The sequence below is a fragment of the Brachybacterium vulturis genome (assembly GCF_002407185.1).
GTDB classification, from domain to species: Bacteria; Actinomycetota; Actinomycetes; order Actinomycetales; family Dermabacteraceae; genus Brachybacterium; species Brachybacterium vulturis.
Genome location: NZ_CP023563.1, coordinates 187,983 through 214,145, shown reverse-complemented (window position 1 = coordinate 214,145; position 26,163 = coordinate 187,983). Strand labels below are relative to the sequence as shown.

Genomic DNA, 26,163 nt, shown 5'->3' with positions numbered 1-26,163 from the left:
CGAGGCCACCGGTGCCCGCCCGGCGCTCCCGTCGGCGAGTCCTCATCGGGATCCGCCGACCACGCCGGGGGAGTCGTACCCGGACATCCCCGGTGCGGCGGCCCGGACACCGCGGGACCCGACGGCCGCCCTGCCCGCCTCGGTCAGCTCGAACCAGGCGATCATGTCGGGACCCGGTGTGCGCCCGCCGATCGCGGCCCAGGTGGCGCCGATGTGCTCGACGACGTCCGCCGGTGGCAGGTCCCAGGCCGTGAACCGCCCGGCGGTGACGAACCCGGCGCGGATCTCGCCGCGGGCGAGCAGCCGCGCCAGCAGCAGCGGTCCGCGCCGCTCGAACTCCGCGGCGTCGAGCGCTCCCGCATTCTCCAGCACCCTCACGACGTCCCCCGGATGCAGCCACTGCCGGCGCCCCAGCGCGAGCAGGCGCTCTTCGATGCCGCTGCGGGAGGAGGCGGCGTGCTCGGCCAGCGCCTCGGGGGTCGCGTACAGCGGTGGCCCGGGAGGCCGCTCGCTGAGCTCCCCCTTCTCCTCGACCTGCAGCAGGGCACGGCGTGGGCCCTCCAGCCGCCAGCGCGGGACGGTGGTGAGCCGTAACGGCCCCTGCGCGCTGCGCAGGCTGAGGGTGAGGAGCCCCTCGAGCATCTCGGCGTGCTGGACCGAGGCGCCGACCACGCGCGGATCGCGCAGGCCGACGGCCCTGGCCCCGCCGTCCGCGATCGACGGCCCCTCGAGCTCCTGGATCCGGGAGCGCAGCACCCAGCCGCGCGCCGTCACGGTCCTGGTGCCGCGTGAGGCGACCTGGGTGTGGACGACGGTCTGCCCCCGCAGGGCATCGAGCAGCGGATGGTCCTGCGGACGGCCACGGCCGGACACCCCGGGCAGAAAGAAGTCCATGCCCCCATCGTGCCGCACCGCACGAGGGTCGAGGGGGTCCCGGGCGGCGGCGAGGCTAGGATGAGGAGATGCCCAGCACGAGTGAGCGCGCCGAGGATCCCCGACCTGCACGGACCAGGGCGGCGATCTTCGCTGCCGCCCGCGCCCTCACCGTCTCCGACGGCGAGGTGACCGTCAACGCCCTGGCCAAGCGCGCCGGCGTCAGCCGTGCCGCGTTCTACAGCCATTTCTCGGGCCTCGACGACCTGATGGGGGCGATGCTGACGCAGATGTTCGACCACGCCCACGAACGCAGCACCGCCTGCGCCCGGGATGGCCGGACCGTCCAGGAGCGGGTGCGGTTCGGCTTCGGGATGCTGGTGGCGTACGTCGAACGGCACCACACCTTCCTGCGCGGTGCGCTGGACTGGAAGTTCTCCCGCCGCACCTACCTGGTCCTCGTCGACACCATGACCGAGCTGCACGCCGAGGCGACCGACCGCCTCGGGGACGCGGTGCCCGAGCATCTGCGGACCGAGGACGCCCGCCGCGCCATCGTCGGCGGCAGCCTGGCTCTGTGCGAGCACTGGCTGGTGACCACGGAGCAGGCGGCCGCGGACGGCGGAGTGCCGGACGCCACCGGCCTGCTCGACTCGATCCTGGCCATCGCCCCGAGCTGGTACACGGGTCTGGAGCCGGGGGCGCCGACCGGCGCCGCGGAGCTGCTGGAGATCTGCCGGCAGGTCACGGCCGACGAGGAGAGCTGACCCGGTCCAGCAGCCGCTCCGCCGGCTCAGGCCTCGCCCACCAGGCGCAGCAGCACCCGGGCGCCGAAGCGCACGGCATCCACCGGCACCCGCTCGTCGACGCCGTGGAACAGCGGCGCGAAGTCGAGGTCGGCCGGCAGCTGCAGCGGCGCGAAGCCGTAGCCGGTGATGCCCAGGGCGCTCAGCGGCTTGTTGTCGGTCCCGGCGCTGAGGCAGTAGGGCAGCACCTTCGAGCCCGGGTCCTCCGCCTGGACCGCCGCAGTCATCGCCTCGACCAGCGGCGACTCGCGCGGGGAGTCGACCGAGACGCCCACGTGATCGATGATCAGCTCGACGTGCTCGCCGCTGAGCTCGTCCAGCAGCGCGAGCACCTCCTCCTGGTGGCCGGGGAGGAAGCGGCAGTCGAAGCCGGCCTCCGCGGTCTGTGGGATGACGTTCACCTTGTAGCCGCCGGAGACCATGGTGAGGTTCGCCGAGTCGCGCAGCGTTCCGGAGACGAAGTGGCGGGCTCCGCCCGTCAGCGGCAGGAAGGACTCGATGTCCTGCTCGTCCCAGCCGGTGCCGGTGATCTCGGTGATCCCGTCGAACAGCGCCCGCACGCTGGCGATGTACTCGATCGGGAAGTCGTGGGCGTCGATCGCGGCGATCGCCCGGGCCAGGCGCACGATCGCGTTCTCGTCGTTGGGGACCGAGCCATGGCCGGCCCGGCCGTGGGCGCGCAGCCTCCCCCAGGCCAGGCCCTTCTCGGCGGTCTGGATCAGGTAGGCGCGCACGTCCTGGCCGGTGCCCTGCTCCGGCAGGGTGATCGAGTAGCCGCCCACCTCGCTGATCGCCTCGGTCATGCCGTCGAACACCTCGGGGTGGTTCTCGACCAGCCACTGGGCGCCCCAGACGCTGCCGTTCTCCTCGTCGGCGAAGAAGGCGAACATCAGGTCGCGGGGCGGGGCCTGCCCGGTGCGCGCGAGATGCCGGGCCACCGCCAGGATCATGCCCACCATGTCCTTCATGTCCACGGCGCCGCGGCCGTGGATCATGCCGTCGATGATCTCGGCGCCGAAGGGATCCACGGACCAGTCCTCGGCCCGGGCGGGGACCACGTCCAGGTGGCCGTGGAGGATCAGGCCGCCGCGGGAGCGGTCCTCACCGGGGATCCGCACCATCACGCTGGGACGGCCCGGATGGGACTCGATCACCGTCGGCTCCAGCCCCACCTCGCGCAGCAGGGCGACCACGTGATCCGCCGCCTCCGCCTCGCCCCTGCCCCAGGTGGCGGGATCGTTCCCGCCGAAGTTGGTGGTGTCGATGCGGATCAGCTCGCGGGTGAAGCGGACGGCCTCGTCCTGCAGCACGGCGAGCTCATCGGCGGTGGGGGCGGCGATCGGCATGCCGGGGTCCTCCTGGTGGTTCGGGGGTCTCACCGTACTCGGCGCCGTGGCCACCCGCCGTCGGCGTCCGTACGATGGGGAGGACCAGCCCGCTCCCGCAGGAGGTGCACCCGTGGTGCAGATCTTCACGCTCCGAGAGCGGCTCGCCGCGCTCCCGTCCACGGTGCGCCGGCGCGCCGAGACCTCGACGCTGCGCGCGTCGGTGATCGCCGATGCCCGGGCCGTGGCCCCCGAGATCCCGCGCGACGCGGACGCCGGCCATCTGGAGCGCGCCGCCCGCCGCCTGCTGCGGCGCGCCGCGCAGGACGAGTTCGCGCGCGAGGGCGTGACCCGGGTGCCGCTGCCGCCGGCGGACGCCAGCCGGGCCGAGCTGCGCCGCGCCGACGTCCCCGGGGAGGCGAGCTTCCAGGCCTTCGTCGAGGACGTGCTCAGCGCGGTCGACATCGCCCCCAGTCCGCTCGAGCGCGATGACGCGGTGGAGCTGCGGGATGCGCGGGGTTCCTCCGACGCCTACGGGCTCTCCCCCGAGGTCGCCTCCGACCTCGCGTCCTATCTGCTGTGCCGGGCGCACGCGCTCGATGACGGTGCGGAGGGGCTCGAAGAGCATCTCGAGGCGCAGGCGCGACGGATCCGGGAGGAGGTGCGGGCGGCGCTGGTGCGCCAGGTGCGGGTGCCGCTCGAGCTGACGGTGGCCCGGGACCGCCACGAGCGGGTGGTGCGGGGGGAGGCCGATGAGGGCTTCGCCTCGCCCGCCGGCGGCCCCGGGGACGCGCACGCCACCGCCGAGGAGCGCGCTGACCTCGGCCGACGGGCCCGGTCGGCCTTCGAGTTCGCGCAGTCCGAGGCCGGCCGTGCCGCCTTCGGCGCGCTGCGCAGCGGGGCGGAGAGGGCGTACGAGCGGTACGGGAGCACCCGCACCCCGCCGCGCACCCCGCCACGGACCTGAGCTGGGCGCGGGCGCGGCACCGGGAGAACGCGGGGCGGCTCACCGCTTCGCGGTGGAGCGCCGTCGCCGCCCGGACGTCAGGGTGAGGTCAGGGCGCGGACTTCTCCGCGAGCTGCCGCTTGATCCGGACCAGCATCCCGGCCATGCCGTTCAGCCGCAGCGGACTGACCACCTCGGCCAATCCCAGCGCGCCGGTGACCGACTCGGGGGTGTCCAGCACCTCGCCGACGGTGCGGCCATCGAGCGCCTCGGCGAGGATCGAGGCGAAGCCGCGCGTGGTCGGCGCCTCCGGCGGGGCCGAGAAGAACAGCCGTGCCGTCGCCTCCCGGCCCGTGCCCTGGACCTCCGTGATCAGGAAGATCGGGGACTGGCACTCGGGCACCGGCTCGAGCAGCTCGGGATGGTCGGCATAGCGCTCGGGCAGGGCCGGCAGATCGTTCGAGAAGTCCAGCAGCAGCTGCAGCCGGTCCCGACCGGACAGGGCGTGGAAGTCGTCCGCGATCTCGGCGAAGGCCCCGGGCAGGGCGGTGCTGTCGCTCATCGTGCGCTCGTTCATCGCGCTGTCGTTCATCGGACGGGGACCTCACCCGGCTCGGTGCCCTGCGCGATCGGCAGGCGCACGCCGTTGCCCCATTCGGTCCAGGAGCCGTCGTAGTTGCGCACGTCCGTGAAGCCCAGCAGGTGGGTGAGCACGAACCAGGTGTGGGCCGAGCGCTCGCCGATGCGGCAGTACACGACCGTCGCCGTGGCGGCGTCGAAGCCGAGCTCGGACTGGTAGATCTGCTCCAGCTCGGCGCGCGTCCTGAACCGGCCGTCCTCGGCGGCGGCGCGGGCCCACGGCACGGAGCGGGCGGTGGGGATGTGCCCGCCGCGCACGGTGCCCTCCTGCGGGTAGTCCGGCATGTGGGTGCGCTCGCCGGTGTACTCCTGCGGGGAGCGCACGTCGATCAGCGGCCCGCCGAGGAAGTCCAGCACGTCCTCGCGGTAGGCGCGGATCGGGGCGTCCTGGCGCTCCACGACCGGGTAGCCGGTGGTGGGGGCGGGCTTGCCCTGCTCGGAGGTGGTCAGCTCGCGGCCCTCGGCCTGCCAGGCGGCGCGGCCGCCGTCGAGCAGGCGCACGTCCTGGTGGCCGAACAGCTCGAAGACCCACAGCGCGTAGGCGGCCCACCAGTTCGACTTGTCGCCGTAGATCACCACGGTGGTCTCGCGGGAAATGCCGGAGGCGTCCATGAGCGTGGCGAAGCCGGCGCCGTCGACGTAGTCGCGGGTGACCGGATCGTTGAGGTCCAGGTGCCAGTCGATCTTCACCGCGCCGGGGATGTGGCCGGTCTCGTACAGCAGCACGTCCTCGTCGGACTCGACGACGACCAGGCCCTCGGGGCGGCCGGCGGCGAGCTGATCGGCGAGCCACTGCGTGCTCACCAGCTTCTCCGGCCGGGCGTACTCCTGCAGGGCGGGGGTCGGATCAGCAGGAACGGTCATCAGTTCACCTTTCGACGGTCGATGGCGCACGGGTGTACCTCCAGTCTGTCACTGCGGGCGGTGCCGTGGCGTCCCGGAGGCTCCGCCGAGGGCGGACATCACCTCGGTGGTCCGGGATCGTCGGGGGCGGCCGCACCGGGACCCGCCGCCCGGGCCGTGCCCGTCGCGCCTCTTCCGCCGGACGGCTGTCGACTCCTACGGTGGGGTCATGGAGAACCTCGAGCAGGAACCCGCCCTCCCCGTCCTCGATGTCATCGTCCTGGACTGCCCCGACGCGCTGCAGCTCGCGACCTTCTACGCCAAGCTCCTGGGCTGGCGCGTTCAGGAGGGCAGCGACTCGGACTGGGCCGAGCTGCTCCCGCCGCGCGGCAGGGTCTCGGCTGAGGAGCCCGACGGGCAGGCCTCCCTCGCCTTCCAGCGGATCGACGACTACCAGCGCCCCACCTGGCCGGGCGGCACCCATCCCCAGCAGTTCCATCTCGACCTCGCCGTCTCCGACATCGAGGCGGCCGAGCCGCGGGCACTGGCCCTGGGGGCGGTGGTCCATGAGCACCAGCCCTCGGGCTCGGGCAGCTTCCGCGTCTATCTCGACCCCGCCGGCCACCCGTTCTGCCTCTGCCGCTCCGTCTGAACGGCCCGTGCTACGAGGCGAAGGCCCCGAAGGCCTCGCGGATCCGGTCCGGGTCCGCACCGTCGGCGAGCAGCGTCTGCAGCAGCAGGCGCGCCTTCGCCGGCGGGAGGAGACCGGCCATGACGGCGCCGGCGTCCAGCAGGTCCACCTCGGAGCCGGGATAGGCGTAATGGTGGGTGGAGGTCCCGCCGTACCAGGTGCGGGAGGCGACGACGACGGGGATCCCGCCCTCCAGCAGACGCCGCAGCCGGGGCATCGCGGCGGGGGAGACGTGCCCCATCCCGACCCCCGCGATGACGAGCCCTGCCAGCTGCTCCGGCGGGATGTGGTCCAGGAGCGCGAGGTCCTCGTCGAGCCCCGCGGCGAGCACGGGCACGGCCGGGAAGTGGTCCGGCGGGGAGCCCGGGAGCCGCGCGGTGCGGGACAGCGGGCGGTGCAGCAGGCGCAGATCGTCCTGCTCGATGATCGCCAACGGTCCCGAGGGGGCCGAGGCGAAGGCGGAGACCGACCGGGAGGAGGCCTTGGTGACCTGGTCGGCGAGGTGGGCGTGGCCGTCCAGGACCACCAGCACGCCGAGCCCCCGGGCAGAGGACGCCGTCGCCGCACGCACCGCGTCGCGCAGGTTCGCCGGCCCATCGGCCCCGAGGTCGCTGGCCGGTCGCATCGCGCCGGTGACCACCAGCGGCGCCTCCCGGTCCCAGTAGCGCTCCAGCAGGAACGCGGTCTCCTCGAGGGTGTCCGTGCCGTGGGTGAGCACCACCCCGTCGGCGCCCTCGTCGACCGCGGCCCGGGCGCTGGCGAGCACTGCGGAGAGGTGGTGGGGGCGCACGTCCGAGGAGGAGACGTTCGCCAGCGGGTGCGCGTCGATCCGGGCCCCGTCGACGGCGACCAGCAGGTGCTCGCCGACGCCGTCGTCGGGACGGGCGTTGCCGCCGGAGGCGTCCTGGGTCATGTTGATGGTGCCGCCGAGCGACAGCAGCGCGACCCTCCTGCTCACGACAGCTCCGGCTCCTCGCCGAGGTAGAACGCCGCGGTGCGCACCGACGCCTTGCGGGCCGGCTTCTTGTCCGCTCCGGAGGCGACGTGCGCCTGGAACCAGGCGTCCGCGGTGGCGCGGGTGAACTCTGCGCCCTCGGGCGAGGCGGCGAAACGGCTCAGCCGCGGCAGCTGATCGGCCGCCGGGTCCGCGAGGTGCAGGGCCAGCCCGTACAGCGCCGCATCCCAGCCGCAACCGGTCGCGGCCGGGCCGAAGGCCTGCCAGTGGGCGTCGGCCGGGACGGTGTGGCGCAGGGTGAAGCGGGTGGCGACCTGCGAGGTGGTGGCGACCGGCTGGGCGGCGGCGTCGGACCCGGCGGCGGCTTCCGAGGCCGGGACCGTCGGCTGCTCGGGCGCGACGGACTCGACCAGCAGCTCCATCTGGTTCCTGCTCTTGCCGAACTCCCAGGTCAGCAGCAGCCGGCGGGGCTCCTCGACGGCGAGCACGGTACCGCTGGTCTCCATGTCGGGCAGCTCGTAGCGGCCGCCCTCGACCACCTCGCCGCTGGCCCGCCCGAACCACAGCTCCAGGTGGGAGCCGATGGTCAGCGCGGACCACAGCTCCTCGGGATGCACCGCGAAGGGCTGGGAGAGGGCCACGACATGGCCCCCCGACGTGGGAGTGACGGTGCGGGTGACGTCGGTGAGCTGGCTGGTCGGGCTCGCGGTCATGGGGCTCCTTCGAAGACGGGGGTCGGGCCCCACTGTGCCAGGTCGGTGCGGCGCAGACGCACGATCACCTCGGCGTGCGCGGTGTGCGGGAACATGTCCACGTAGCGGCCGGCGACCACGCGCAGCGAGGGCATCGCCGCGAGATCGGCGGCGAGGGTGGTCGGGTGGCAGCTGGAGTAGATCACATCGGCCACCCCGGAGCGCTCCAGCCAGCCGGCGAGCTCAGTGCCCAGACCGCGCCGGGGCGGATTGACCACGACCAGGTCGGGCGGGCCGTCCGCACCGGCCGCCGCGTCGACCGCCCAGCGGGTGGCGTCGTCCGCGAGGAAGGTCGCCGACCCGATCCCCGCCGCCGCAGCGGCCTCGCGGGCACCGTCGATCGCCTGCGCGGAGACCTCGACCCCGGTGACGCGGGCGCGGGGGACGGCACGCGCCACGTGGAGGGCGAAGCCGCCGAGCCCGCAGTACAGGTCCCAGATCCGCGGGGCACCGGCGGGCCCTGCGTCGCCGTGCTCCTCCGCGATCTCGCGCACCCAGCTCGCGGCCTGGCGGTAGAGCTGCCCGGCGACCTCGGTGTTCGTCTGCAGGAAGGACTGCGGGCGGGAGAACAGGGTGACGTCCCCGGTGCGGATCGCGATCGAGGCGGCGCCGGCGAGGTGGATCTCCTGCTCGCCCTCGACCGCGGTGGTGTGGTCGGGGTGGATGTTCGCGGTGACCGCGACGACGGACGGGTGGGCGTCCAGCAGCGCGGGCAGGTGCTCGCGGATCCGCTCCAGCGCGCGCTCGCTGCGCAGCACCAGCCGCAGCAGATGCTCCCCGTCGGGCGAGGCGGTGACCAGCACGTTCTTGATCTCCCCGCGACGCCTCGCGACGTCGTAGGGCGGCACCTGCGCGCGTCGGATCAGCTCCTTCGCACCGCCCAGGACCTCCTCGACGCCCGGCGGGTACAGCGGGCAGTCGCACAGGTCCGTGCCCGCGGACTGCCCCGGCAGGGTCAGCACCGGTGCCTGAGCGGTGCCGCCCACCGCCATCTTCCCCCGGGCGCGGAACCCCGCCTCGGGACCGACGATCGGCGGATCCCACTGCGTGCCGGGGGCGAGGAAGGGGGCCACCAGCTGCTCGACCCGGGCCCGTCCCTCGGCGAGCTGCCGCGGGCGCGGGAGGTCCAGCAGCGTGCAGGACCTGCACGCGCCGGAGTCGAAATGAGGGCAGCGCACGGAAGGAGTCTACGGGCGGCGGGGTCGGCTGTCGGACCCCTCGGCTGCCGTCACGGACGGGTCAGGAGACGTGGCCGGACGTCCTCGACAGAGGCCGCGGCTCGACCCGGTCGTGAAGGGGTGCTCGCCTCAGTCGAACCACTCGGTGGGCGGGCCCAGCGAGAGCAGGATCGAGAACACGATCGCGACGCCGACGATCGCGATCAGGGCCGCCGGGAGCGGATGGCGCAGTGCGAGGGACACGAGGCGCTGCGGGGCCGTGCGGCCCTGCTCCGCGCGCAGCCGCCAGGTCTCACCGAGCAGGCCGCGGCGGTGCGCCGAACGTTCGAAGGGCACTGTGAGGTACGGGATCACCGCGGAGCCGATCCCCAGCAGCAGGTCCTTCAGCCGCCAGCGCTGATCGACCGCGACCAGCACCGTCACCACCACGTAGGAGAGGAAGGTGAAGCCGTGCAGACCACCGCCGATCCGCACCAGCAGCTCGGTGGACTGCAGCACGTACTTCACGAACATGCCGCCCAGCAGGAGGGTCCAGGTGACCACTTCGGCGAGGGCCAGCACTCGGTACAGACGGGACGGGGTGGAGAGCAGATGCATGCCCTGATGGTGCCAGGTGCGGCTCGATGTGCGCTGGGTGCCGCGAGCAGGGTCACCCGCGCCGCGTGCTGTGCCGAGCTCCCCGCGTGGTGCGGGCGGTGGCCGGAGCGGTCCACGGATCCTCCGGCCAGGGATGCTTCGGGTACCGGCCGCGCATCTCCTTGCGCACCTCCTGGTAGGGGCCGTCCCAGAAGGAGCGCAGGTCATCGGTGACGGCGAGCGGCCGACGGGCCGGCGAGAGCAGATGGAACAGCACCGGCACCCGGCCGCGCACCAGGCGGGGGGTCTCGGCGAGGCCGAACACCTCCTGCAGCTTCACCGAGACCACCGGACGGCCGTCCTCCGCGTCGGGTGCGGGGTAGTCGATGCGGGCGGTGCCGCCCGAGGGCACGGCGAGCCGCTCCGGGGCCAGTCCCGCCAGCTCGGACGCCTCCGGCCAGGGCAGCAGGTGACGCAGACCGCCCTTCAGGTCGATTGCGGAGAGCTTCGTGGTGCGGGCCGACAGCTGCGGGGCCAGCCAGGTCTCGAGGTCCGCGAGCAGCGAGGCCTCGTCCATGGCGGGCCAGGGGTCGCCGAGCTCACGGTGGATCAGCGCGAGCCGGGCCCGCAGCGCCGCGGCCCCGGGATCGTCGGGCAGTGCGTCGAGCCCTCGGGCCCGCACCGCGGCCAGCACGGCCGGCACGGTGTCGCGGGCGGTCGCGGCCACCGGCGTCGAGGACAGCTCGATCGCGCCGAGGGCACGCCGCTGCCGGGCGCGCACCGTGCCGTTCTCCAGGAGAGCGGTGCGCTCCTCGAGCAGCAGCCCGGCACCGAGGAGCAGGGCGTCCTGCTCGGTCAGCGGGGCGGCGGCGCGGATCACCGCCCCGGTGCCGTCGGCCGCACGCCCTGCGGCCCGTTGCACCTCCCACACCACCAGCCAGGGGGCGGACGCCAGCGCACTGCCCTCGGGCAGCGCGGCGCGGGTGCCGGAGGCGAGCAGGTAGGAGCGGGACCCGGCTTCGGTGCGGCGGGCGATCCGCTCGGGGCGGGCGAGGGCGAGCACGATGCCCGCCTCGTGCGCGGCATCCGGTGCCTCCGGTGCTGCCGGCGGCCGCGGGCGGGCAGGTCCCGCCTGGGAGGTGACGGGCGCGCTCCGGGCGATGCGGGTGAGCCGGTCCCGTTCGCGCCGCCACCGCTCCGCCCCCGGGGCGCGGCCCGAGCGCAGGTCCTGCAGCAGGCGGGGGAGATCCGCCCCGGCCGGCCGGTGATCGTCCGAGACCGCCGCGACCACCTCGGCGGCCGTGCGCGCCGCCTCCCGGCCCGGCAGCCGTCGTGCTCCGTCGAGCAGGGCGCGAGCCTCCCGGACCCCCACCGGCAGGCGGGCCACGCGGGTGCCCGACGGAGTGGGCCGGCCCTCCTCGTCCACCAGACCCAGGGCCTGCAGGGTCTGCTCGGCGGCGATGATCTCGGCGCGCGGCGGCGGGGTGAGCAGCGGCAGCCCGTCCCCGCGCGGGGTGCCCCAGCAGGCCAGCCACAGGGCGGCGTCGGTGAGGTCGGTGGCGGTGATCTCCGGCGGGGACTGCGCGGGCATCCCTGCCAGCTCCGCCTCCGAGAACACCCGCACCGCCTGGCCGGGCCCCTGGCGGGCGGCGCGACCGGCCCGCTGCTCGGCCGCGGCCCGGGAGGCGCTGACGGTGACCAGGCCCGACATGTCCCGGGCCCGGTCCCGGCGCACCTGACGGGAGAGCCCCGCGTCGACGACCAGGTGCACCCCGGGCACGGTGAGGGAGCTCTCCGCGAGCGCGGTGGAGACCACGATCCGGGGTCTCTCGCCGGGGCGCCGGCCGCCGGTGGCACGGTCCTGCTGCGCGGCGGGCAGCCTGCCGTGCAGGGCGAGCACCTCCACCTCGTCGCCGACCAGCTCCTGCAGGCGCGAGACCACCGCGTCGACCTCACGGGCGCCGGGCAGGAAGACCAGGGCATCGCTGCCCTGCGCGCGCTGCGCCCGGGCGGCGGTGCGGGCCAGGTGGTCGAGATACTCGCGGGTGATGCCGCGGACGTCGAGGCGGGGGGCGGTGGAGGGGGCGTGGTCGATGCTCAGCGGGTGCAGGGCGCTGGGGACCTCCACGATCGCGGCGCCGTCCAGCACGGCCGCCACGGCCGCCGCATCGAGCGTCGCCGACATCGCTCCGACCAGCAGATCCTCGCGCAGCTGCCGGGCCTCGGCGAGCATCCCCAGCAGCAGGTCCGTCTCCAGGGACCGTTCGTGGACCTCGTCCAGCACCACCGCGGCGACCCCGGGCAGCTCCGGATCGGCGAGCAGGCGGCGCAGCAGGACGCCCGGGGTGAGCATCTCCAGCCGGGTTGCGGTGCCGACCTCCCGCTGCCCGCGCACGGTGAAGCCGACCGGTCCGCCGAGCGGGGTCCGATCCAGCTGGGCGAGGCGACGGGCGGCGGCACGGACCGCGACCCGGCGCGGCTGGGTGACCAGGGTGAGGCCGTCGGCGAGGTTCGCCACCAGCGGCGGCACCAGGGTGGTCTTGCCGGTGCCGGGCGGCGCCGTGACCACCAGTGCGCCGCGGCGCGCGGCAGCCTCCAGCTCGGTCCGGGCCGCCCCGACGGGCAGCCCGGCACCGATGACGTCGAGGTCGAAGCGATGCGGGGCGGAGCGCGGAGTGGACTGCGGAGCGGGCATCCACCCATCATGCCGCGCCGCGCGGCGCGGCCCGGGGAATCGACCTCGGGCACGCCCTGCCGTCCGGACGTCAGTCGATGAGGTCGAACTCGACCTGCTGGGTCTCCTCACAGACGCTGGTGACGGAGAGGGTCCACAGATCGATGGTCACGGTCTCCCCGAGGGTGATGACCTCGAGCGGGCGGGAGCTGGCGTCGCCGAGGGTGGCGGTCAGCTGCGCGTCCGCGCCCTCGATGCTCTCGGCCGTGATCGTGAGGGTCTCGCCGGCACGCTCGGGCAGCTCGGGGGTGGCGGTGCCGCCGACCTCCGCGAGATAGGCGCCCTCGCCCGAGCACGGCTCCGGCGGGGTGAAGCCCTCGGGCGCCGGGGTGACGGCGTACTTCTCCTGGGGCACCGCGGCGGCGGTCTTCCCGCCCCCGTCGGAGGCGCCGTCCGTGGCCGCACCGCCGCCGTCGGACGCGGCAGAGCTCGCGGACGTCTGCTCGGGACCCGGCGTGCTCTCCCCGCAGCCGGCCGCGAGCAGGGTCAGGGCGAACAGGGCTGCGATGAGGCGGGCGACGGAGGGGCGGACGGGGGCGGTGCGAGCAGACACGCGGATCCTCACGGCAGGAGATGTCGACGGCGACACGCTAGCGGACTGCTCCGGCATGCCACCATCTGGGGGACAGAGCATCTCAGATGCCGCGGAGCGCGACGGGAGGCGGACCATGGCGCGTGCTGACGACGGCGCAGGCCGGCCGGGCCTGCCACGGCCGACTCCCCGGGCGCTGGGCGGGAGCACCGATCCCGCCCGCCGGGTGCGACCCGTCGACTGGAGCGCGGGGGCAGGACGGCCGGCTGCGGAACCCGGCTCTCCGGCCGGGGCGGAGCCCGGACGTGGTGACGGAGCGGCCGCGCTGCCGGCCCGGTCCCCGGCGGCCAAGCGTCCCCGGACCCGGGCCCGCACCGTCGAGCTGCCGCGCCCGGTGCCGGCCCCTCCGGTCGGCGCGGTGCACTCGCTGAGCGCTGCGGATCCGCGCCCGCTGCCGCGGCCGCTGCGGATCGAGGACGAGGACATCCGCACCGTCGGGGTCCACGGCCTGTCCGCGGAGCAGATCGTGCAGACGGTCGCCGATCCGGAGGATGCCTGGACCGCGGATGCCGGCGCCAGCGACCACTTCCTGCGTGCGGAGGCGGTGGTGCAGGTGCGTCGGTCGGACAACGCCGTGATCGGCCTGTTCTCCACCCGCTACGCGCTGTCGGTGCGGCCGGCGGAGTACGAGCCGGCCTTGGACATCGCCGAGGAGGCCGCAGGGCCCAGCGCGCGCGGCGGGCGGGGGACCCGGCATCCCACCTCGCGCCGCGAGCTGCTGGGCCGCATGGAGGCGGAGGGATTCGTCGTCACCCCTGGGGCCACGCACGGCCGGGTCAGTCATCCGGATCATCCGGGGCTGGTGCTGCCCTTCGCCTCGACCCCCTCGGACCGGCGCTTCACCCGGCACGCGGTGGCGCAGATCCGGCGGGTGTTCGGGATCGACCTGCGGCGCTGAGCGAAGGCCGCGGCGCGAGCCCGACCGGGCAGGGCCCGACCCTGCACAGGAAAGTGCCCCGGCTCGTCCCCACGAGCCGGGGCCATCCCTTTCCCCCGCGCCCCGGATATGTGGAGCCCGCTTCCTCCTCAGTCGGCGGGTCCTCCGGTGACGCGTTGGATCCAGTAGACGACAGCTCCCGGAAAGACCCCTGTGGTGAGGCTGGTCTTTCCCTGAGCGCCCGGCCGTTCGAGCGTGGGTCGTGCCGACGACCAGCGGATCCGGTAGGCCTGACCGGTTGGTCGGATCAGCCCACAGGGATCGAGACCGACTGCCCACCGGGCCCGGACGCGGGGTTGTAGGTGACCGCTTCGAGCTCCGCATCCTCCGGGACGTCGGCGTACAGCTCTGCGCTCGCCTCCTCACCCGGCTCGATCGGCCCGATGGTGGAGAAGACGCCGTGCATGAGCTGGTACTCGGTGCCGTCGACGTCGAGGAAGGTGAAGCGGTCCAGGTCCAGGGCGATCCCGCGGTCCCCGGTGTTCGTGAGGAGCACTTTGACCCCGATGTACTTGCCGTTCGCCGAGGTCATGGTCTCGCTCCCGGTGTCGAGCGTGGTGCCCTCCTCGGGGGCGGAGGCCTCGGCCTCGAAATGGGCCATGTTCGTCGAGTCGTCCGAGGGGGCCTCTGTGGGCTCGTCCGTCGGCTCGTCGGTGGGGTCCTCCGTCACCTCATCCGTCGGCTCCTCGGTGGGCTCCTCCGTCGGCTCGTCGGAAGGGACCTCGGTCGAGGACTCGCTGGTGGAGGGGCCGGTGGTGGGGCCGTCCTCGCCGCTGTCGCGGGAGAACATCCACAGTCCCGCCCCGGCCACGGCGATCACCACGGCGATCAGCAGCAGGCACCCGCAGGCGATCCCGACGTACAGGCCCGTGCGGCTCTTCCGAGGGGTCGCAGGAGGCTGGGGGGCCTCGGGGGGCATTCCGTAGGGGGTGCTCATGATCTCTTCCGCGTCGACGCCGATCTGTCGGGATCACGCTATCGGTCAGTTGTCCACGACGCGATGGGGAGGACTCCCCATCAGCGCGGAACGGCCGTCCGGGGAAGGGAATTCCCGGACGATGAAGCGGAGAACTTGTGAATTCCTGCCGGTGTCGGAATTATGCTCGGTCACGGGGACCGGTTCGGGCCCGCCTGCGGACGACGACGTGCTTGCACTCCGAGCACACGAGGAGTCGAGAAACTTGCTGAACAGACTGCACGATGCATTGCGATTGCGCACCTCACCGGTGATCTTCTTCGGCTCGGCGGCGATCATCATCGCCTTCGTGGTCGGGACGATCGCCTTCACCGATCCGCTGAACAAGGCCACCACCGCCGCCTCGGACTGGTTGCTGACGAACCTGGGATGGTTCTACATCCTCGGCGTCACCGTCTTCCTGGGCTTCCTGATCTTCATCGCGATCGGCCGTTTCGGCCGCGTGAAGCTGGGACCGGACGACGAGCCGCCGGAGCACTCCGGCGGTGCCTGGTTCGCGATGCTCTTCGCGGCCGGCATCGGTTCGATCCTGATGTTCTGGGGCGTCGCCGAGCCGGTCAGCCACTTCGGTGATCCGCCGCGCGCCGCCGAGCTCGGCATCGAGGCCGGCACCATGGACGCCGCACGTGACGCCATGAACTTCACGTACTACCACTTCACACTGCACACCTGGACGATCTTCACCCTGCCGGCGCTGTGCTTCGCCTACTTCATCCACAAGCGGAACCTGCCGCCGCGCGTCAGCTCGATCTTCCAGCCGCTGCTGGGCGAGGGCATCCACGGGCCGATCGGCAAGACGATCGACATCATCGCCATCATCGGCACCGTCTTCGGCATCGCCGTCTCGGTGGGTCTGGGCACCCTGCAGATCAACGGCGGCCTCAACCAGCTGTTCGGCATCCCGGAGAACGCCGGATGGAACCTCATCATCATCGGTGTGGTCTGCGGGCTGGCGCTGATCTCGGTGTCCCTGGGCCTGGACAAGGGCATCAAGGTGCTCTCGAACTTCAACATCGTGGTCGCCGTGCTGATGCTGATCTTCGTGCTGTTCGCCGGCGGGGCCACCCTGTTCGTGCTCAAGGGGACCATCGAGTCCTTCGGCAGCTACCTGGTGAACCTGCCCGAGCTCGCCCTGTGGAACGACACCTTCGCGAACACCGGATGGCAGAACACCTGGACCGTCTTCTACTGGGCCTGGACGATCACCTGGTCGCCGTTCGTGGGCATCTTCATCGCCCGCATCTCGCGCGGCCGCACCATCCGCCAGTTCGTCGCCGGCGTGCTCGCCATCCCCTCGGGCTTCTCCGTGATCTGGTTCGGCATCTTCGGCTACTCGAGCTTCAACATCGAGCTCAACGGCGAGGGCGGACTGGTCGATCGGGTGGTGGGCGAGGGCGATATCCCCGGGGCCCTGTTCGCCTTCCTCGAGCACTATCCGGCCTCGTTCTTCATCTCGGTGGTCGCGATCATCCTGGTGATCATCTTCTTCGTCACCTCGGTGGACTCCGCCGCCCTGGTCACCGACTCGATGGCCAACGGGCACGAGGACTACAACCCGCTCGGGCAGCGCATCTTCTGGGGCGTGGCGATCGCGCTGGTCACCGCGGCCCTGCTGGTCTTCTCCGGCGCAGACGGGCTGACCGCGCTGCAATCCACGATCATCCTGGTGGGACTGCCGTTCTTCGTCATGGGCTGGTTCCAGATGTACGCCCTGCTGCGGGCGTTGAAGGAGGACGCCGGTGAGCTGCCTCCGATCCGTACCCGCGAATGGGCCCAGGTGCTGCCGCCGGAGGAGTACGAGCGGCGCGAGGAGGACGGGGAGTACGACACCGACGACTATGTCGTCGAGCCGACCTTCACGTCCGAGGTGCCGGTGCTCACCGATCCCTACGAGGAGATCGCGGACATCGACCTGGACTTCCAGCCGGAGCACGGCACCCTGCCCTCGCGCACGGGCAGCGGGAAGGCCGAGCTGCCGGAGGACGGACGGACGCTGTAGACCCGACCGGCCTGACCGTGCGGGTCATGCGACGAGCCGTCCTCCTCCCGAAAGGAACCCGATGACCGACGTCACCGCCACCACCGACCTGCACGACGAGCATGGTGAGGCCCTGATGACCTGCGACACCCAGTTCCGCCAGTTCGGTGCGCGCCGTCGCTTCCGCGGGGAGATCGTCACCGTCCGCAGCCACGAGGACAACTCCCTGCTCAAGGAGATCGTCCGAGAGCCCGGTCGCGATCGGGTGCTCGTGGTGGACGGGAACGGCTCGCTGCACTGCGCGCTGCTCGGCGACCGCATGGCGGCGACCGCGCTGGAGAGCGGCTGGGCAGGACTGGTGGTCCATGGCGCGGTCCGTGACAGCGCGGCCCTGGCCCAGCTCGACCTCGGCATCAAGGCGCTCGGCACGAACCCGCGCCGCTCCCACAAGCACGGTCTGGGCGAGCGTGACGTCCCGGTCGGCTTCGGCGGCGCCGTCTTCACCCCGGGGGCGCTCCTCGTCAGCGACGAGGACGGCATCGTCGTCCTCCCGTCGGCCGGCTGACCCCCGGGCGGCCCCTCTGCGCAGGGAGCGCGACGGGCCGATGCCCGCGGATGCGGGGCATCGGCCCGTCGTGAGCGCGCGGAGTCGGCTCAGGAGGCGTCGTCCTGGTGCTTCTCGGCGCTGCGGCGGTAGTAGGTCGCCAGCATGGCCCCGGAGAGGTTGTGCCAGATCGAGAAGACCGCGGCGGGCAGGGCGGCGGCCGGGGCGAAGGCGCCGGCGGCGAGGGTCGCGGCCAGGCCCGAGTTCTGCATGCCGACCTCGATGGAGGTGGTGCGGGCGGCGCGCTCGCCCTGGCGGAGCAGGCGAGCGGCCCAGTAGCCGAGCAGGTAGCCCGCGCCGTTGTGGAGCACCACGGCGAGCAGCACGATCGCGCCGGCGGAGACGATCGCCTCGGTGGAGCCGCTGACCACGGCGATGATCACCAGCGAGATGCCGGCGACGCTGACCCACGGCAGGGCCGGCAGCACCCTGTCCACGAGCCTGCTCAGCAGCAGCCGCACCACGAGGCCGCCGATGACCGGGATGAGCACCATCTTCACGATCGACATCGCCATCGCGCCCGCATCCACCGGCAGGTAGGAGCCGGCCAGCCACAGGGTCAGCAGCGGGGTGAGCAGCGGGGCGAGCAGGGTGGAGATCGAGGTCATCGTCACCGACAGGGCGGTATCCGCCTTGGCCAGGTAGGCGATGACGTTCGAGCTGGTGCCGCCCGGGGCGCTGCCCACCAGGATGACGCCGACGGCGAGCTCCGCAGGCAGCTGCAGCAGCAGGGCGATGCCGAGGCCGATCAGCGGCATGAGCAGGTACTGGGCGACCACACCGATCAGCACCGGCAGCGGACGCCGGGCCACCAGGGCGAAGTCCGGCACGGTGAGGGTCAGACCCATCGCGAACATGATGATGCCGAGGAAGATCGCCGTGAACGGGGCGAGGGCCTGGCCCGCGGAGGGGACGAAGAAGGCGAAGACGGCGGCGGCGAGGATCAGCACCGGGAAGACGGTCACCGCGATGCGGGCGGAGCGGTCCTCGGGGGACAGGGGCGACGGGGACGGGGCGCCGGAGGAGGCAGCGGCGTCCTCCGTCGTGGGAGCGGGCGATGAGGAGGTCATGCGCCGCATCGTACCGCCTCATGAGACGACATCCCACGATGTGGACCGCTGGTCGCGCTGTGATCCGTGACTCGGGGTGCCGGAGCGCCGACGGGGCACCGAGCGCGGGGGCGGGGTGGGGCGTGGGGCGCTCAGTTCCGCTGTCGCGCCGGGACCGGCCAGGCATGGACCGGATGCCCGGTGTCCACCGCGGCGCGGTAGAGCCGGGTCATCTGTGCCAGCGCCTCGGGACGGTTCGCGCCGCGCACCTCGAGCGAGGTGACCGTGTCGATCTGCCAGCGGGCGCCGTTGCGGCCGGTACGGGCGCGCTCGGAGAGGATCCCGCTGTAGTGCTCGACCACATCGGGGTGCGCCCCGAGGTGCCGCAGCCCGTCCATGGCCTGCGGGATCAGCTGTTCCCGCAGCAGGTCCGCGACCCGCACCCGGCCCACCCTGGGCCAGCGCACCCGGGCCTCCAGGCCCCAGCGGGCGCACTGCTGGAAGGCCTCAGCGGCCTGCTCGAAGCTCATCCGCGACCACAGCGGGCGTCGCTCGTGGACCAGCGAGTGGAGGATCCCGTAGAAGAAGGCGGCGTTGGCGGCCATGTCCGCGGGCGTCGGCCCCGCCGGCAGCAGGCGGTTCTCCAGCCGCAGGTGCGGGACGTCCACGCCGGGATCGTAGATCGGCCGGTTCCAGCGCCACACGGTGCCGTTGTGGAGCATCAGCTCGTGCAGGCGGGGGGAGGAGCCCTCGGTGAGCAGCGGCTCCTCGGCCATCTCCCGCAGCTCGGGGATCAGCGCCGGGAACAGGCGCACGTTCTCCTCGAAGAGGTCGAACATCGAGGTGATCCAGCGCTCGCCGAACCACACCCGGGGGCGCACGCCCTGGGCCTCGTACTCCGGTGGCCGGGTGTCCAGCGCCTGCACGAAGGTGGGGATGCGGGTCTCGTGCCACAGCCGCTTGCCCAGCAGGAACGGAGAGTTCGCGGCCAGCGCCACCTGCGGGCCGGCGATCGCCTGGGCGGCGTTCCAGGCGTCGGCGAACTGCTCGGGCGGGACCTGCAGGTGCAGCTGCATCGAGGTGCAGGCGGATTCCGGCGCGATGGAGTCGAAGGTGACGTCCAGGCCGCGGCCCTTCCCCTCGCCCTCGATCCGCAGGGCGATCTCCTCCCCGCGTGCTTCCAGGACGGTCCGCTCGAGCGCCTCGTACCGGGCGCCGGGAGCGCGCCACTCGTCGTCCGCGAAGAGCTCCTCGGTGATCGTGGGCAGATGGCCGACGGGGATGACCCGGGCGCCCCGGGCGCGAGCGGCGACATCGGCGCGGTCGATCTTCTCGGCCAGCTCCTGCTCGAGCTCCCGCAGACCTCTGCCCTGGGGGTGGGTGACCGGCAGGTTCGCCTCGATGTTGAAGCGGCCGATCTCGTGGACGTAGTCCTCGTCGTCCAGGTCCTCGAGCACCAGGTCGGAGATCAGCGCCGGCGCCATCGTGTCGGTCCGGGCGAGGTTCATCTCGAGCTCGACGCCCACGGTCCCCTCGTTCACGAACTCGGCCGTGTCCAGGAAGGACTCGAAGAGGTCGAGGTTGCGCCGCAGCTCCCGGCGGTAGCGCGTGCGCTGGGAGCGGGTGTACTCGGTGCTGCCGATCTCGCGTCCCATGAGGACCTCCGGGGCTGACGGGGCGGGGAACGCTCATCCAAGCACGGCAGCGGCACCCGTGCGCACCGACAGCCGCTGACCGGACCCCGCGGCGGGTCCCCGTGCGCTTCCTGGAGCGGTCCCGGCCCCTGCGGATTCCGGGACGTTGCCCTGATGAGCGCCCGGGAATAGTGTGGAGGGACCATCCGGTCGGTGAAGGAGCCTGCGATGACGAACCTCGAAGCCCGTTACGATCACGTGATCATCGGGGGCGGTGTCGCCGCCGATTCCGCTGCCCGGGCGATCCGCACCGCGGAGCCGGACGCCACCATCGCGATCCTCTCGGCCGATCCGCACAGCCCGGTCTACCGGCCTGCGCTGTCCAAGGACCTCTGGACCGGCGAGGACCCGGATCCCGAGAGCCAGGAACTCCACACCGCGGAGGAGACCGGCGCGACGCTGTTCACCTCCACCCTGGTCACCGAGCTGCTGCCCCATTCGCACAGCGTGGTCACCGCCCGCGGACAGCTCACCCACTACAAGAAGGCTCTGCTGGCCACCGGCTCCTCCGCCCGTCACGTCCCGGACGTCCACGACGACCGGGTCGTCTGCCTGCGGACCGTCGGCGACTACCGCCACCTGCGCGGGCTGGCGAAGGACGGCGCCAGGATCGTCGTGGTCGGCGGCGGCTACATCGGCACCGAGATCGCCGCGGCGCTGACCCGCACCGGCGCCCAGGTGACGCTGGCCCATGCCGGGCAGCATCTGCTCGAGCACATGTTCCCCGCCTCGATCACCGGGCATCTCGAGCAGACCTTCTCCGAGCACGGCATCACCGTGGTGCCCGGGTTCCGGCTGCTGGGGATCGACACCGGGGACGAGCTGGTGCTGCACTCCGGCGCGGCGGAGTCGCTGCACGCCGACGCCGCCGTGCTCGGCCTCGGCGCCGAGCTGAACACGAACCTGGCCGAGCACGGGGGCCTGGACCTCGACCTCGGTGCCGTGGTCGTGGACCCCTACCTGCGCACCAGTGCCCCGGACGTCTACGCCGCCGGGGACGTGGCCCTGTTCGACGACCCCCTGCTGGGCCTGCGTCATGTCGAGCACGTCGACCACGCCCAGGCCTCCGGTGCCGCGGCCGGGAAGAACATGGCCGGCGCCGAGGAGGCGTACGAGTACACGCCGCTGTTCTTCTCCGACCTCTTCGATGACGGCTACGAGGCCGTCGGCCGCCTGGATGCCTCCATGGAGATGCGCGAGGTGTGGAACCAGGACCGCATCGCCGCCGTCGTCCACTACCTCGAGGACGGCAGGGTCGAGGGCGTGCTGCTGTGGAACACCTGGGACTCCGTGGACCGGGCGCGGGAGGTCATCGCCGCCTCCCAGAACGGGCAGCTCACCCCCGAGGAGCTCGACGGGCAGATCGCACCGGGCTGAGCGCGCGGGCCCGTGACAGACTGGGCGCGTGAGCACGCCGATGAACAACTCCCTGCCCTGGCCCACCGAGGCCGAGGTGCTGCCGCTGGCCTCCGTGCGACCGGTCCTGGACCGTCTCGCCTCGCTGGTGAACACCCATGAGGAGGACTCGACACTGATCCCGGGCCTCGCCGTCACCGAGGAGGAGGTGGCGGCCGATCCACCGCCCGCCCTGGAGCAGATCGGCGATGAGCTCGGCGGCATCGAGGTGCGCGGGCTGACCATGCTGACCCTCCAGATCGAGGACCGCACCGACGTGGGCCCGTACACCCTGCTGGGCCCCGCGACCAGCTACTACCCGCTGTACGAGACCCCGGAGGCGGCCGTGGTCCTGGCGCTGGACGAGGACGGCACCCCCGGAGCCGTGTACGGCATCGGTGAGGATCTCGCCCTGCAGCTCGCCGCCGACGACCTCGCCGCCTACCTCGAGCGCTTCGCCGACGCCCTGGAGACGACGCTGGACGCGCTCGCCGAGCGCGGCCCGGCCGATGACGAGTCCGAGGGCTCGCGCGCCGACGCGGCCGAGCAGCTGATGGATCAGCACCTCTTCGCCGCACTGCTGGGCATGGCCGAACCCGATGAGAGCGCCGAGATCCCGCTGCAGGATCCGGCCACCTCCGGTCTGACCGATCTGCCGGAAGGAACGCTCGCCGTCGCCGATCTGCGCAGCGCGCCCGTCGGCGCCCGCGTGGATCTGATGGAGGTCGACGTGCCCGGCGACCCGCTCGAGATGCATGTCCTCTGGCGCGAGCGAGGCCGCGTGATCGTCCTCTGCGACAGCTGAGCCCCGCGCGGTACCAGCTCGGCGGGGGCCGCGGGAGCGACGGTGGAGTACTGGCGGCTGAGCGATGACTATGCCGATATCGCCGCAGATGTCGCTGCGACGCCAGTACTCGACCAGGGTCCATGAGGGTCTGCGCGCGAGCGGGATGCACCGCCGCGGTCACGAGGCCCGCAGCGCTGCTCCCTTCGCACCGTCGAGCTCTCCCAGCGACGGGACTACCCTGGGAGGAACGCCTCGCAGCCCGCGAGGCACCCCCGATCAGGAGCCGTGACATGCCCACGACCAGCCCCGCAGCCCCCGCTCCGGTCCTCGTCCTCGTCCCCGGTGCCACCGGTGCCCCGGCCGATGGCGGCGCCCCGTTCCACCTGGCCGACGCGACCGTCCCGCAGCTGTCGGTCACCGATCTCGTCGCGACCCGCGGTGACGGCATCTTCGAGACCATCGGCGCCTTCGACGGGGTGCCCGTCAACGTCGGCCCTCATCTGGCACGGCTCGCCCGCAGCGCAGGCCTGATCGAGCTGCCCGAGCCGGATCAGGCGGTCCTGGCCGAGGCGGTCGACGCCGCGATCGCCGCCCACCAGCCGGTCGCCGAGCTCAGCGTGCGCGTGATGCTCACCCGCGGCATCGAAGGCGCGGGCACCCCCACCTGCTGGATCCACGCCCGCGTCTCGGACGACTGGACCCCGTACCGGGCCGGCATGCGGGTGGCGGTGCTCGATCGCGGCCTGGCCACCACCGTCACCGGCACCAGTCCCTGGCTGCTGTCCGGGGCGAAGACCCTCAGCTACGCGGTGAACATGGCCGCCGTCCGCGAGGCCAAGCGGCGCGGCGCGGCCGACGTGCTGTTCCTGTCGAGCGACGGCTTCGTGCTCGAAGGGCCGACGTCCACCCTGCTGGTGCGCCGCGGCGAGGAGTTCCTCACCACGCCCGTGAGCGCCGGGGTGCTGCCCGGGACCAGTGTGAAGAGCCTGTTCACGTGGCTGCAGCAGGACGGCGTCGCGGTGCGGGACGAACTGATGACGCCGGCGGACGTGGCCGGCTCCGACGGCGCCTGGCTGCTCTCCTCGACCCGGCTGGCCGCACCGATCACCCATCTCGACGACGCCGAGCTGCCGGTGGACCACGAGCTCACCGCCCGCTTCCAGACGGTGCTCAAGGGCCAGGCCTGAGCTGCCCGGCCGGAGTTGCCCGGTCTGCGCTGCCCGGTCTGCGCTGCCCGGCCGGAGCCGGACGGCAGGAGCTGTGGGGGTGAGCTGCGGGGTCAGGCGCGCGCGAGGACCTCGCGGGCGAGATCGACGTCGAGCACCGCAGTGTCGATCGCCCCGCTGCGCAGCACGCCGAGCACACCGGGCGCCTTCTCCGGTCCTGCCGCGACGCCCACGACCTCCGGGATCCGCAGCAGCTCCGAGAAGGTCACCGCCAGCACCCGCTGATCCGTCGGTGCGCCCAGTGGTATCCCGTGGGCGTCGATGAAGCGCCCGCACACATCGCCCACCGGGCGCTGTGCGTCGAAGGCGGCGCGCTCGGAGTCGCTGAGGCGCATCAGCTCGAGCACGTGCGGCGAGGAGTGCACCCCCAGTGAGCCGATGCCCACCAGCGCCAGCTCCACCCCGGCGGCCGCGGCCAGCACCGTCCCGATGCTCGACTCCCCGCGCAGCGTCGTCACCGCCGTGGCGGATTCCAGCACCGCCGGGGCGTAGAGCGTGCGCGGTGTCGCCCCCACCCGGGAGGCGAGGACCCGCAGCACGGACTCGCCCGAGTCGAACTGGTCCAGCGCGCTGTGCCCGCCGACCAGGGGCAGCACCTCGGGAACCGGTCGGGGACGCAGCGTCTCCAGCTGTGCGACCACGCTCTGGACCGTCTCGCCCCAGGAGACCCCGATGCTGCGCACGCTCCCGATCCGCTCGGTGAGCACCGCCGCCCCCTCGCGGGCCACCGACTCCATCGCCGAGGTGCGCGGCGCGGAGACCACATGCGCCGCGCGCAGGGAGAAGCTGGTGCGCAGGGCGATCTCGAGCGCCTCATCGCGTTGCGGAGGACCGTCGGGATCATGGATCGTGATCTCCACGATGCCCCGGTCCCGGGCCTGGGCGAGGATCCGCGAGACGTTCGAGCGGGACAGCTCCAGCGCGTGCGCCACCTCCGTCTGCGAGCGCCCCTGTTCGTAGTACAGCCGCGCCGCGCGCACGACGACGGCGGTGTCACGAGGGGCGGGCATGGTGCTCCTGGGGGCAGGTTCCTGCCGGTCGCGGGGCTGCGGGCCGGATTAATGCGCCCAGCGTACGCAGACCGCCGCCGAGAAGTGCCAGAATCAGGGGTGACCGACCCGGGAGGAACCATGAGCACAGACCCGCGACCCTCGGCGGAGGACCCCCGCCCGCCCCTCGGGCTCACGGTGGTCCTCGCGCACCTGGACGTCGCCGACGACGAGGACGTGCTGCGCTCCCTCGCCGGACGCCTGCTCGACGCCGGTGCCGTGACCGTCGACTTCCCCGAGGCGCTGCGGAAGCGGGAGCGGACCTACCCCACCGGTCTGCCCACCCCGATCCCCACCGCGATCCCGCACGCGGATCCGGAGCACGTGGTGGTCCCGGGGCTGGCGCTCGCGACCCTCGCCCGCCCCGTCCCCTTCGGGGAGATGGGTGCGAGCGGGAGCACGGTCGACGTGCGCCTGGTGGTGATGCCGCTGCTGACCGATGCCAGGGAGCACCTCACCGCCCTGCAGCGGCTGATGGGCCTGCTCCGGGACGAGGCCGCCGTCGCAGAGCTGCTCGAGATGACGGACGACGAGGCGCTGCGGGAGCGCGCTGCGGCGCTCCTCGCCGCGACGCTGCCCGGCTCCGCGGGAGGCGGGCCCGTGGGGAGTGATCCGACTGGCAGCGGCACCGACGGCGAGGCCATCGACGGCGAGGCCATCGACGGCGAGGCCACCGACCGAGGGGCGATCGACTGCGGGGGTCCTGACAACAGCACGGGGGCCGAGGCGTGAGGGGCCCGCGCGTGGCCGTGAAGGCCCTCATCATCCGCGACCGACAGGTGCTCATGAACCGCTACGTGCACCCCGCCGGCCACGAGATGTTCGAACTGCCCGGCGGCGGCCAGGAGCACGGCGAGGACCAGCCGGCAGCCCTGATCCGGGAATGCCGGGAGGAGACCGGCGCCCAGGTCGAGGTCCACCAGGTCGCCTGCCTGTTCGAGTTCATGACCGCGCGGAGCATCCGCGATGACTCCGCGATCGCTCCCTTCCACCAGGTCAACGTGGCCTACTGGTGCGGTCTGGCCGAGGGGGAGGAGCCGGGAGAGGGCACCGATCCGGACCGCAGGCAGGCCGGCACCGCGTGGCTGCCCCTGGAGAGCCTCGGCGACTACGACGTCCAGCCTCCGGCGCTCGCCCGGTGGCTCGAGTCCGATCCCAGCGATCGGCCGCTCTCCCTGGGCGTGAGCAGGGGCTGAGGTGCCAGCGGGTCGGTGCCGAGCCGATGCCGAGCCGATAGATGGGCAGGACCGCCCCTCGCCTCCTTCGACGCCACCATGGCCGACCTCGGCCTCGAGGACCTCGACCTCTCTCTGATCCGCTGGCCCGCCCCGTCGGCGGGCATGTCCGTGGGGACCTGGAAGGCCCTCATCGAGCTGAGCCTCACCGAGGATGAGGTCGCGCAGATCAGCGCCCTGCACAAGGGTGAGGACGGCCGCCGCGGCAAGCACCCGGCCGAGTTCGCCGGTCACCAGGGAGCCTGAGGCGGGACCACCCGCCCGGTGCCCCACCGGAACCATCTCGCCTGCTGAACTCACTCGCTGAGCCCATTGCACGGGCC

General features: G+C 73.0%; 26 protein-coding genes. 12 read left to right on the top strand and 14 right to left on the bottom strand.

The window, feature by feature from the left end:
* Positions 1-42: 42 nt before the first annotated feature.
* Positions 43-894 (bottom strand): hypothetical protein, encoded by an 852-nt coding sequence (locus CFK38_RS00945; protein WP_096801385.1) that lies wholly within the window; start codon positions 892-894, stop codon positions 43-45.
* Between the two features lie 68 nt (positions 895-962).
* Here CFK38_RS00945 and CFK38_RS00940 point away from each other — a divergent pair, with 68 nt between their 5' ends.
* Positions 963-1,640, top strand: coding sequence for a TetR/AcrR family transcriptional regulator (locus CFK38_RS00940; protein WP_096801384.1), 678 nt, complete (start codon positions 963-965; stop codon positions 1,638-1,640).
* A gap of 26 nt (positions 1,641-1,666) precedes the next feature.
* On the opposite strand, the gene CFK38_RS00935 is transcribed toward CFK38_RS00940, so the two are convergent.
* A complete protein-coding gene (locus CFK38_RS00935) occupies positions 1,667-3,025 on the bottom strand; it encodes a M20/M25/M40 family metallo-hydrolase (protein ID WP_096801383.1) in 1,359 nt (452 codons plus the stop codon).
* Between the two features lie 112 nt (positions 3,026-3,137).
* On the opposite strand from CFK38_RS00935, the gene CFK38_RS17335 reads away from it, so the two are divergent.
* Entirely contained in the window at positions 3,138-3,971 is an 834-nt protein-coding gene (locus CFK38_RS17335; protein ID WP_096801382.1) for a hypothetical protein, read from the top strand.
* Between the two features lie 88 nt (positions 3,972-4,059).
* On the opposite strand, the gene CFK38_RS00925 is transcribed toward CFK38_RS17335, so the two are convergent.
* Positions 4,060-4,512 carry a SufE family protein gene (locus CFK38_RS00925; protein WP_096804152.1) on the bottom strand — a complete coding sequence of 151 codons (453 nt, stop codon included), beginning with the start codon at positions 4,510-4,512 and terminating at the stop codon, positions 4,060-4,062.
* A gap of 26 nt (positions 4,513-4,538) precedes the next feature.
* Positions 4,539-5,453, bottom strand: a complete 915-nt coding sequence (locus CFK38_RS00920) for a sulfurtransferase (protein ID WP_096801381.1) — start codon at positions 5,451-5,453, stop codon at positions 4,539-4,541.
* 208 nt (positions 5,454-5,661) lie between these two features.
* Between CFK38_RS00920 and CFK38_RS00915 the strand changes: the two genes are divergently transcribed.
* The gene (locus tag CFK38_RS00915; protein WP_096801380.1) at positions 5,662-6,084 is read left to right on the top strand and encodes a VOC family protein; all 423 of its coding nucleotides are present in this window, start codon (positions 5,662-5,664) and stop codon (positions 6,082-6,084) included.
* A 10-nt stretch (positions 6,085-6,094) separates the two neighbouring features.
* On the opposite strand, the gene CFK38_RS00910 is transcribed toward CFK38_RS00915, so the two are convergent.
* The 6 genes from CFK38_RS00910 to CFK38_RS00885 all read right to left on the bottom strand — a co-directional run bounded on the left by CFK38_RS00910 (position 6,095) and on the right by CFK38_RS00885 (position 12,871).
* Complete coding sequence (locus tag CFK38_RS00910; protein WP_096801379.1) at positions 6,095-7,081, bottom strand: asparaginase; 987 nt, start codon at positions 7,079-7,081, stop codon at positions 6,095-6,097.
* Positions 7,078-7,791 carry an SRPBCC domain-containing protein gene (locus tag CFK38_RS00905; protein ID WP_096801378.1) on the bottom strand — a complete coding sequence of 238 codons (714 nt, stop codon included), beginning with the start codon at positions 7,789-7,791 and terminating at the stop codon, positions 7,078-7,080. Before CFK38_RS00905 ends, CFK38_RS00910 begins: the two co-directional genes overlap by 4 nt.
* The gene (rlmC, locus tag CFK38_RS00900; protein WP_096801377.1) at positions 7,788-9,008 is read right to left on the bottom strand and encodes a 23S rRNA (uracil(747)-C(5))-methyltransferase RlmC; all 1,221 of its coding nucleotides are present in this window, start codon (positions 9,006-9,008) and stop codon (positions 7,788-7,790) included. Before rlmC ends, CFK38_RS00905 begins: the two co-directional genes overlap by 4 nt.
* A gap of 129 nt (positions 9,009-9,137) precedes the next feature.
* Positions 9,138-9,605 (bottom strand): DUF3817 domain-containing protein, encoded by a 468-nt coding sequence (locus CFK38_RS00895; protein WP_096801376.1) that lies wholly within the window; start codon positions 9,603-9,605, stop codon positions 9,138-9,140.
* Between the two features lie 52 nt (positions 9,606-9,657).
* The gene (gene hrpB / locus CFK38_RS00890; protein ID WP_096801375.1) at positions 9,658-12,279 is read right to left on the bottom strand and encodes an ATP-dependent helicase HrpB; all 2,622 of its coding nucleotides are present in this window, start codon (positions 12,277-12,279) and stop codon (positions 9,658-9,660) included.
* 70 nt (positions 12,280-12,349) lie between these two features.
* Entirely contained in the window at positions 12,350-12,871 is a 522-nt protein-coding gene (locus CFK38_RS00885) for a hypothetical protein (protein WP_096801374.1), read from the bottom strand.
* 115 nt (positions 12,872-12,986) lie between these two features.
* On the opposite strand from CFK38_RS00885, the gene CFK38_RS00880 reads away from it, so the two are divergent.
* Complete coding sequence (locus CFK38_RS00880; protein ID WP_096801373.1) at positions 12,987-13,808, top strand: hypothetical protein; 822 nt, start codon at positions 12,987-12,989, stop codon at positions 13,806-13,808.
* Positions 13,809-14,094: 286 nt separating this feature from the next.
* Here the strand turns inward: CFK38_RS00880 and CFK38_RS17700 are convergent, their stop codons facing one another.
* Positions 14,095-14,784: a DUF4352 domain-containing protein gene (locus tag CFK38_RS17700; protein WP_157773295.1), complete on the bottom strand. Its 690-nt coding sequence runs from the start codon at positions 14,782-14,784 to the stop codon at positions 14,095-14,097.
* A 244-nt stretch (positions 14,785-15,028) separates the two neighbouring features.
* Between CFK38_RS17700 and CFK38_RS00870 the strand changes: the two genes are divergently transcribed.
* Positions 15,029-16,822: a BCCT family transporter gene (locus CFK38_RS00870; protein ID WP_096801371.1), complete on the top strand. Its 1,794-nt coding sequence runs from the start codon at positions 15,029-15,031 to the stop codon at positions 16,820-16,822.
* A gap of 61 nt (positions 16,823-16,883) precedes the next feature.
* Positions 16,884-17,366, top strand: coding sequence for a ribonuclease E activity regulator RraA (rraA, locus tag CFK38_RS00865; protein ID WP_096801370.1), 483 nt, complete (start codon positions 16,884-16,886; stop codon positions 17,364-17,366).
* Between the two features lie 89 nt (positions 17,367-17,455).
* On the opposite strand, the gene CFK38_RS00860 is transcribed toward rraA, so the two are convergent.
* Both CFK38_RS00860 and CFK38_RS00855 read right to left on the bottom strand, forming a co-directional pair.
* Complete coding sequence (locus CFK38_RS00860; RefSeq protein ID WP_096804151.1) at positions 17,456-18,475, bottom strand: bile acid:sodium symporter family protein; 1,020 nt, start codon at positions 18,473-18,475, stop codon at positions 17,456-17,458.
* A 131-nt stretch (positions 18,476-18,606) separates the two neighbouring features.
* Positions 18,607-20,109 carry a glutamate-cysteine ligase family protein gene (locus tag CFK38_RS00855; RefSeq protein ID WP_096801369.1) on the bottom strand — a complete coding sequence of 501 codons (1,503 nt, stop codon included), beginning with the start codon at positions 20,107-20,109 and terminating at the stop codon, positions 18,607-18,609.
* Between the two features lie 207 nt (positions 20,110-20,316).
* Here CFK38_RS00855 and CFK38_RS00850 point away from each other — a divergent pair, with 207 nt between their 5' ends.
* From CFK38_RS00850 to CFK38_RS00840, 3 genes are all read left to right on the top strand, one after another.
* Positions 20,317-21,525 carry an NAD(P)/FAD-dependent oxidoreductase gene (locus CFK38_RS00850; protein WP_096801368.1) on the top strand — a complete coding sequence of 403 codons (1,209 nt, stop codon included), beginning with the start codon at positions 20,317-20,319 and terminating at the stop codon, positions 21,523-21,525.
* A 28-nt stretch (positions 21,526-21,553) separates the two neighbouring features.
* Positions 21,554-22,348 carry a hypothetical protein gene (locus tag CFK38_RS00845; RefSeq protein ID WP_245851171.1) on the top strand — a complete coding sequence of 265 codons (795 nt, stop codon included), beginning with the start codon at positions 21,554-21,556 and terminating at the stop codon, positions 22,346-22,348.
* Positions 22,349-22,620: 272 nt separating this feature from the next.
* Positions 22,621-23,517 carry an aminotransferase class IV gene (locus CFK38_RS00840; RefSeq protein ID WP_096801366.1) on the top strand — a complete coding sequence of 299 codons (897 nt, stop codon included), beginning with the start codon at positions 22,621-22,623 and terminating at the stop codon, positions 23,515-23,517.
* Positions 23,518-23,609: 92 nt separating this feature from the next.
* Here CFK38_RS00840 and CFK38_RS00835 read toward each other — a convergent pair whose 3' ends face one another.
* The gene (locus tag CFK38_RS00835) at positions 23,610-24,566 is read right to left on the bottom strand and encodes a sugar-binding transcriptional regulator (RefSeq protein ID WP_096801365.1); all 957 of its coding nucleotides are present in this window, start codon (positions 24,564-24,566) and stop codon (positions 23,610-23,612) included.
* 120 nt (positions 24,567-24,686) lie between these two features.
* Here CFK38_RS00835 and CFK38_RS00830 point away from each other — a divergent pair, with 120 nt between their 5' ends.
* From CFK38_RS00830 to CFK38_RS00820, 3 genes are all read left to right on the top strand, one after another.
* Positions 24,687-25,337 (top strand): PTS sugar transporter subunit IIA, encoded by a 651-nt coding sequence (locus CFK38_RS00830; RefSeq protein WP_096801364.1) that lies wholly within the window; start codon positions 24,687-24,689, stop codon positions 25,335-25,337.
* 11 nt (positions 25,338-25,348) lie between these two features.
* Positions 25,349-25,801, top strand: a complete 453-nt coding sequence (locus CFK38_RS00825) for an NUDIX domain-containing protein (RefSeq protein WP_245851170.1) — start codon at positions 25,349-25,351, stop codon at positions 25,799-25,801.
* Between the two features lie 78 nt (positions 25,802-25,879).
* Positions 25,880-26,086 (top strand): hypothetical protein, encoded by a 207-nt coding sequence (locus CFK38_RS00820; RefSeq protein ID WP_177370995.1) that lies wholly within the window; start codon positions 25,880-25,882, stop codon positions 26,084-26,086.
* The last annotated feature ends 77 nt before the right edge of the window (positions 26,087-26,163 follow it).

Excerpts from the sequence above, each read along its gene's own strand:
- CFK38_RS00850 (WP_096801368.1), top strand. The coding sequence starts at position 20,317 with ATGACGAACCTCGAAGCCCGTTACGATCACGTGATCATCGGGGGCGGT.
- CFK38_RS00920 (WP_096801381.1), bottom strand. The coding sequence starts at position 5,453 with ATGACCGTTCCTGCTGATCCGACCCCCGCCCTGCAGGAGTACGCCCGG.
- CFK38_RS00945 (WP_096801385.1), bottom strand. The coding sequence starts at position 894 with ATGGACTTCTTTCTGCCCGGGGTGTCCGGCCGTGGCCGTCCGCAGGAC.
- CFK38_RS00840 (WP_096801366.1), top strand. The coding sequence starts at position 22,621 with ATGCCCACGACCAGCCCCGCAGCCCCCGCTCCGGTCCTCGTCCTCGTC.
- CFK38_RS00820 (WP_177370995.1), top strand. The coding sequence starts at position 25,880 with ATGGCCGACCTCGGCCTCGAGGACCTCGACCTCTCTCTGATCCGCTGG.
- CFK38_RS00935 (WP_096801383.1), bottom strand. The coding sequence starts at position 3,025 with ATGCCGATCGCCGCCCCCACCGCCGATGAGCTCGCCGTGCTGCAGGAC.
- CFK38_RS00940 (WP_096801384.1), top strand. The coding sequence starts at position 963 with ATGCCCAGCACGAGTGAGCGCGCCGAGGATCCCCGACCTGCACGGACC.
- CFK38_RS00855 (WP_096801369.1), bottom strand. The coding sequence starts at position 20,109 with ATGGGACGCGAGATCGGCAGCACCGAGTACACCCGCTCCCAGCGCACG.
- CFK38_RS00895 (WP_096801376.1), bottom strand. The coding sequence starts at position 9,605 with ATGCATCTGCTCTCCACCCCGTCCCGTCTGTACCGAGTGCTGGCCCTC.
- CFK38_RS00925 (WP_096804152.1), bottom strand. The coding sequence starts at position 4,512 with ATGAGCGACAGCACCGCCCTGCCCGGGGCCTTCGCCGAGATCGCGGAC.
- CFK38_RS00830 (WP_096801364.1), top strand. The coding sequence starts at position 24,687 with ATGAGCACAGACCCGCGACCCTCGGCGGAGGACCCCCGCCCGCCCCTC.
- CFK38_RS17700 (WP_157773295.1), bottom strand. The coding sequence starts at position 14,784 with ATGAGCACCCCCTACGGAATGCCCCCCGAGGCCCCCCAGCCTCCTGCG.
- CFK38_RS00835 (WP_096801365.1), bottom strand. The coding sequence starts at position 24,566 with ATGCCCGCCCCTCGTGACACCGCCGTCGTCGTGCGCGCGGCGCGGCTG.
- CFK38_RS00915 (WP_096801380.1), top strand. The coding sequence starts at position 5,662 with ATGGAGAACCTCGAGCAGGAACCCGCCCTCCCCGTCCTCGATGTCATC.
- CFK38_RS00860 (WP_096804151.1), bottom strand. The coding sequence starts at position 18,475 with ATGACCTCCTCATCGCCCGCTCCCACGACGGAGGACGCCGCTGCCTCC.
- hrpB (WP_096801375.1), bottom strand. The coding sequence starts at position 12,279 with ATGCCCGCTCCGCAGTCCACTCCGCGCTCCGCCCCGCATCGCTTCGAC.
- CFK38_RS00905 (WP_096801378.1), bottom strand. The coding sequence starts at position 7,791 with ATGACCGCGAGCCCGACCAGCCAGCTCACCGACGTCACCCGCACCGTC.
- rraA (WP_096801370.1), top strand. The coding sequence starts at position 16,884 with ATGACCGACGTCACCGCCACCACCGACCTGCACGACGAGCATGGTGAG.
- CFK38_RS00880 (WP_096801373.1), top strand. The coding sequence starts at position 12,987 with ATGGCGCGTGCTGACGACGGCGCAGGCCGGCCGGGCCTGCCACGGCCG.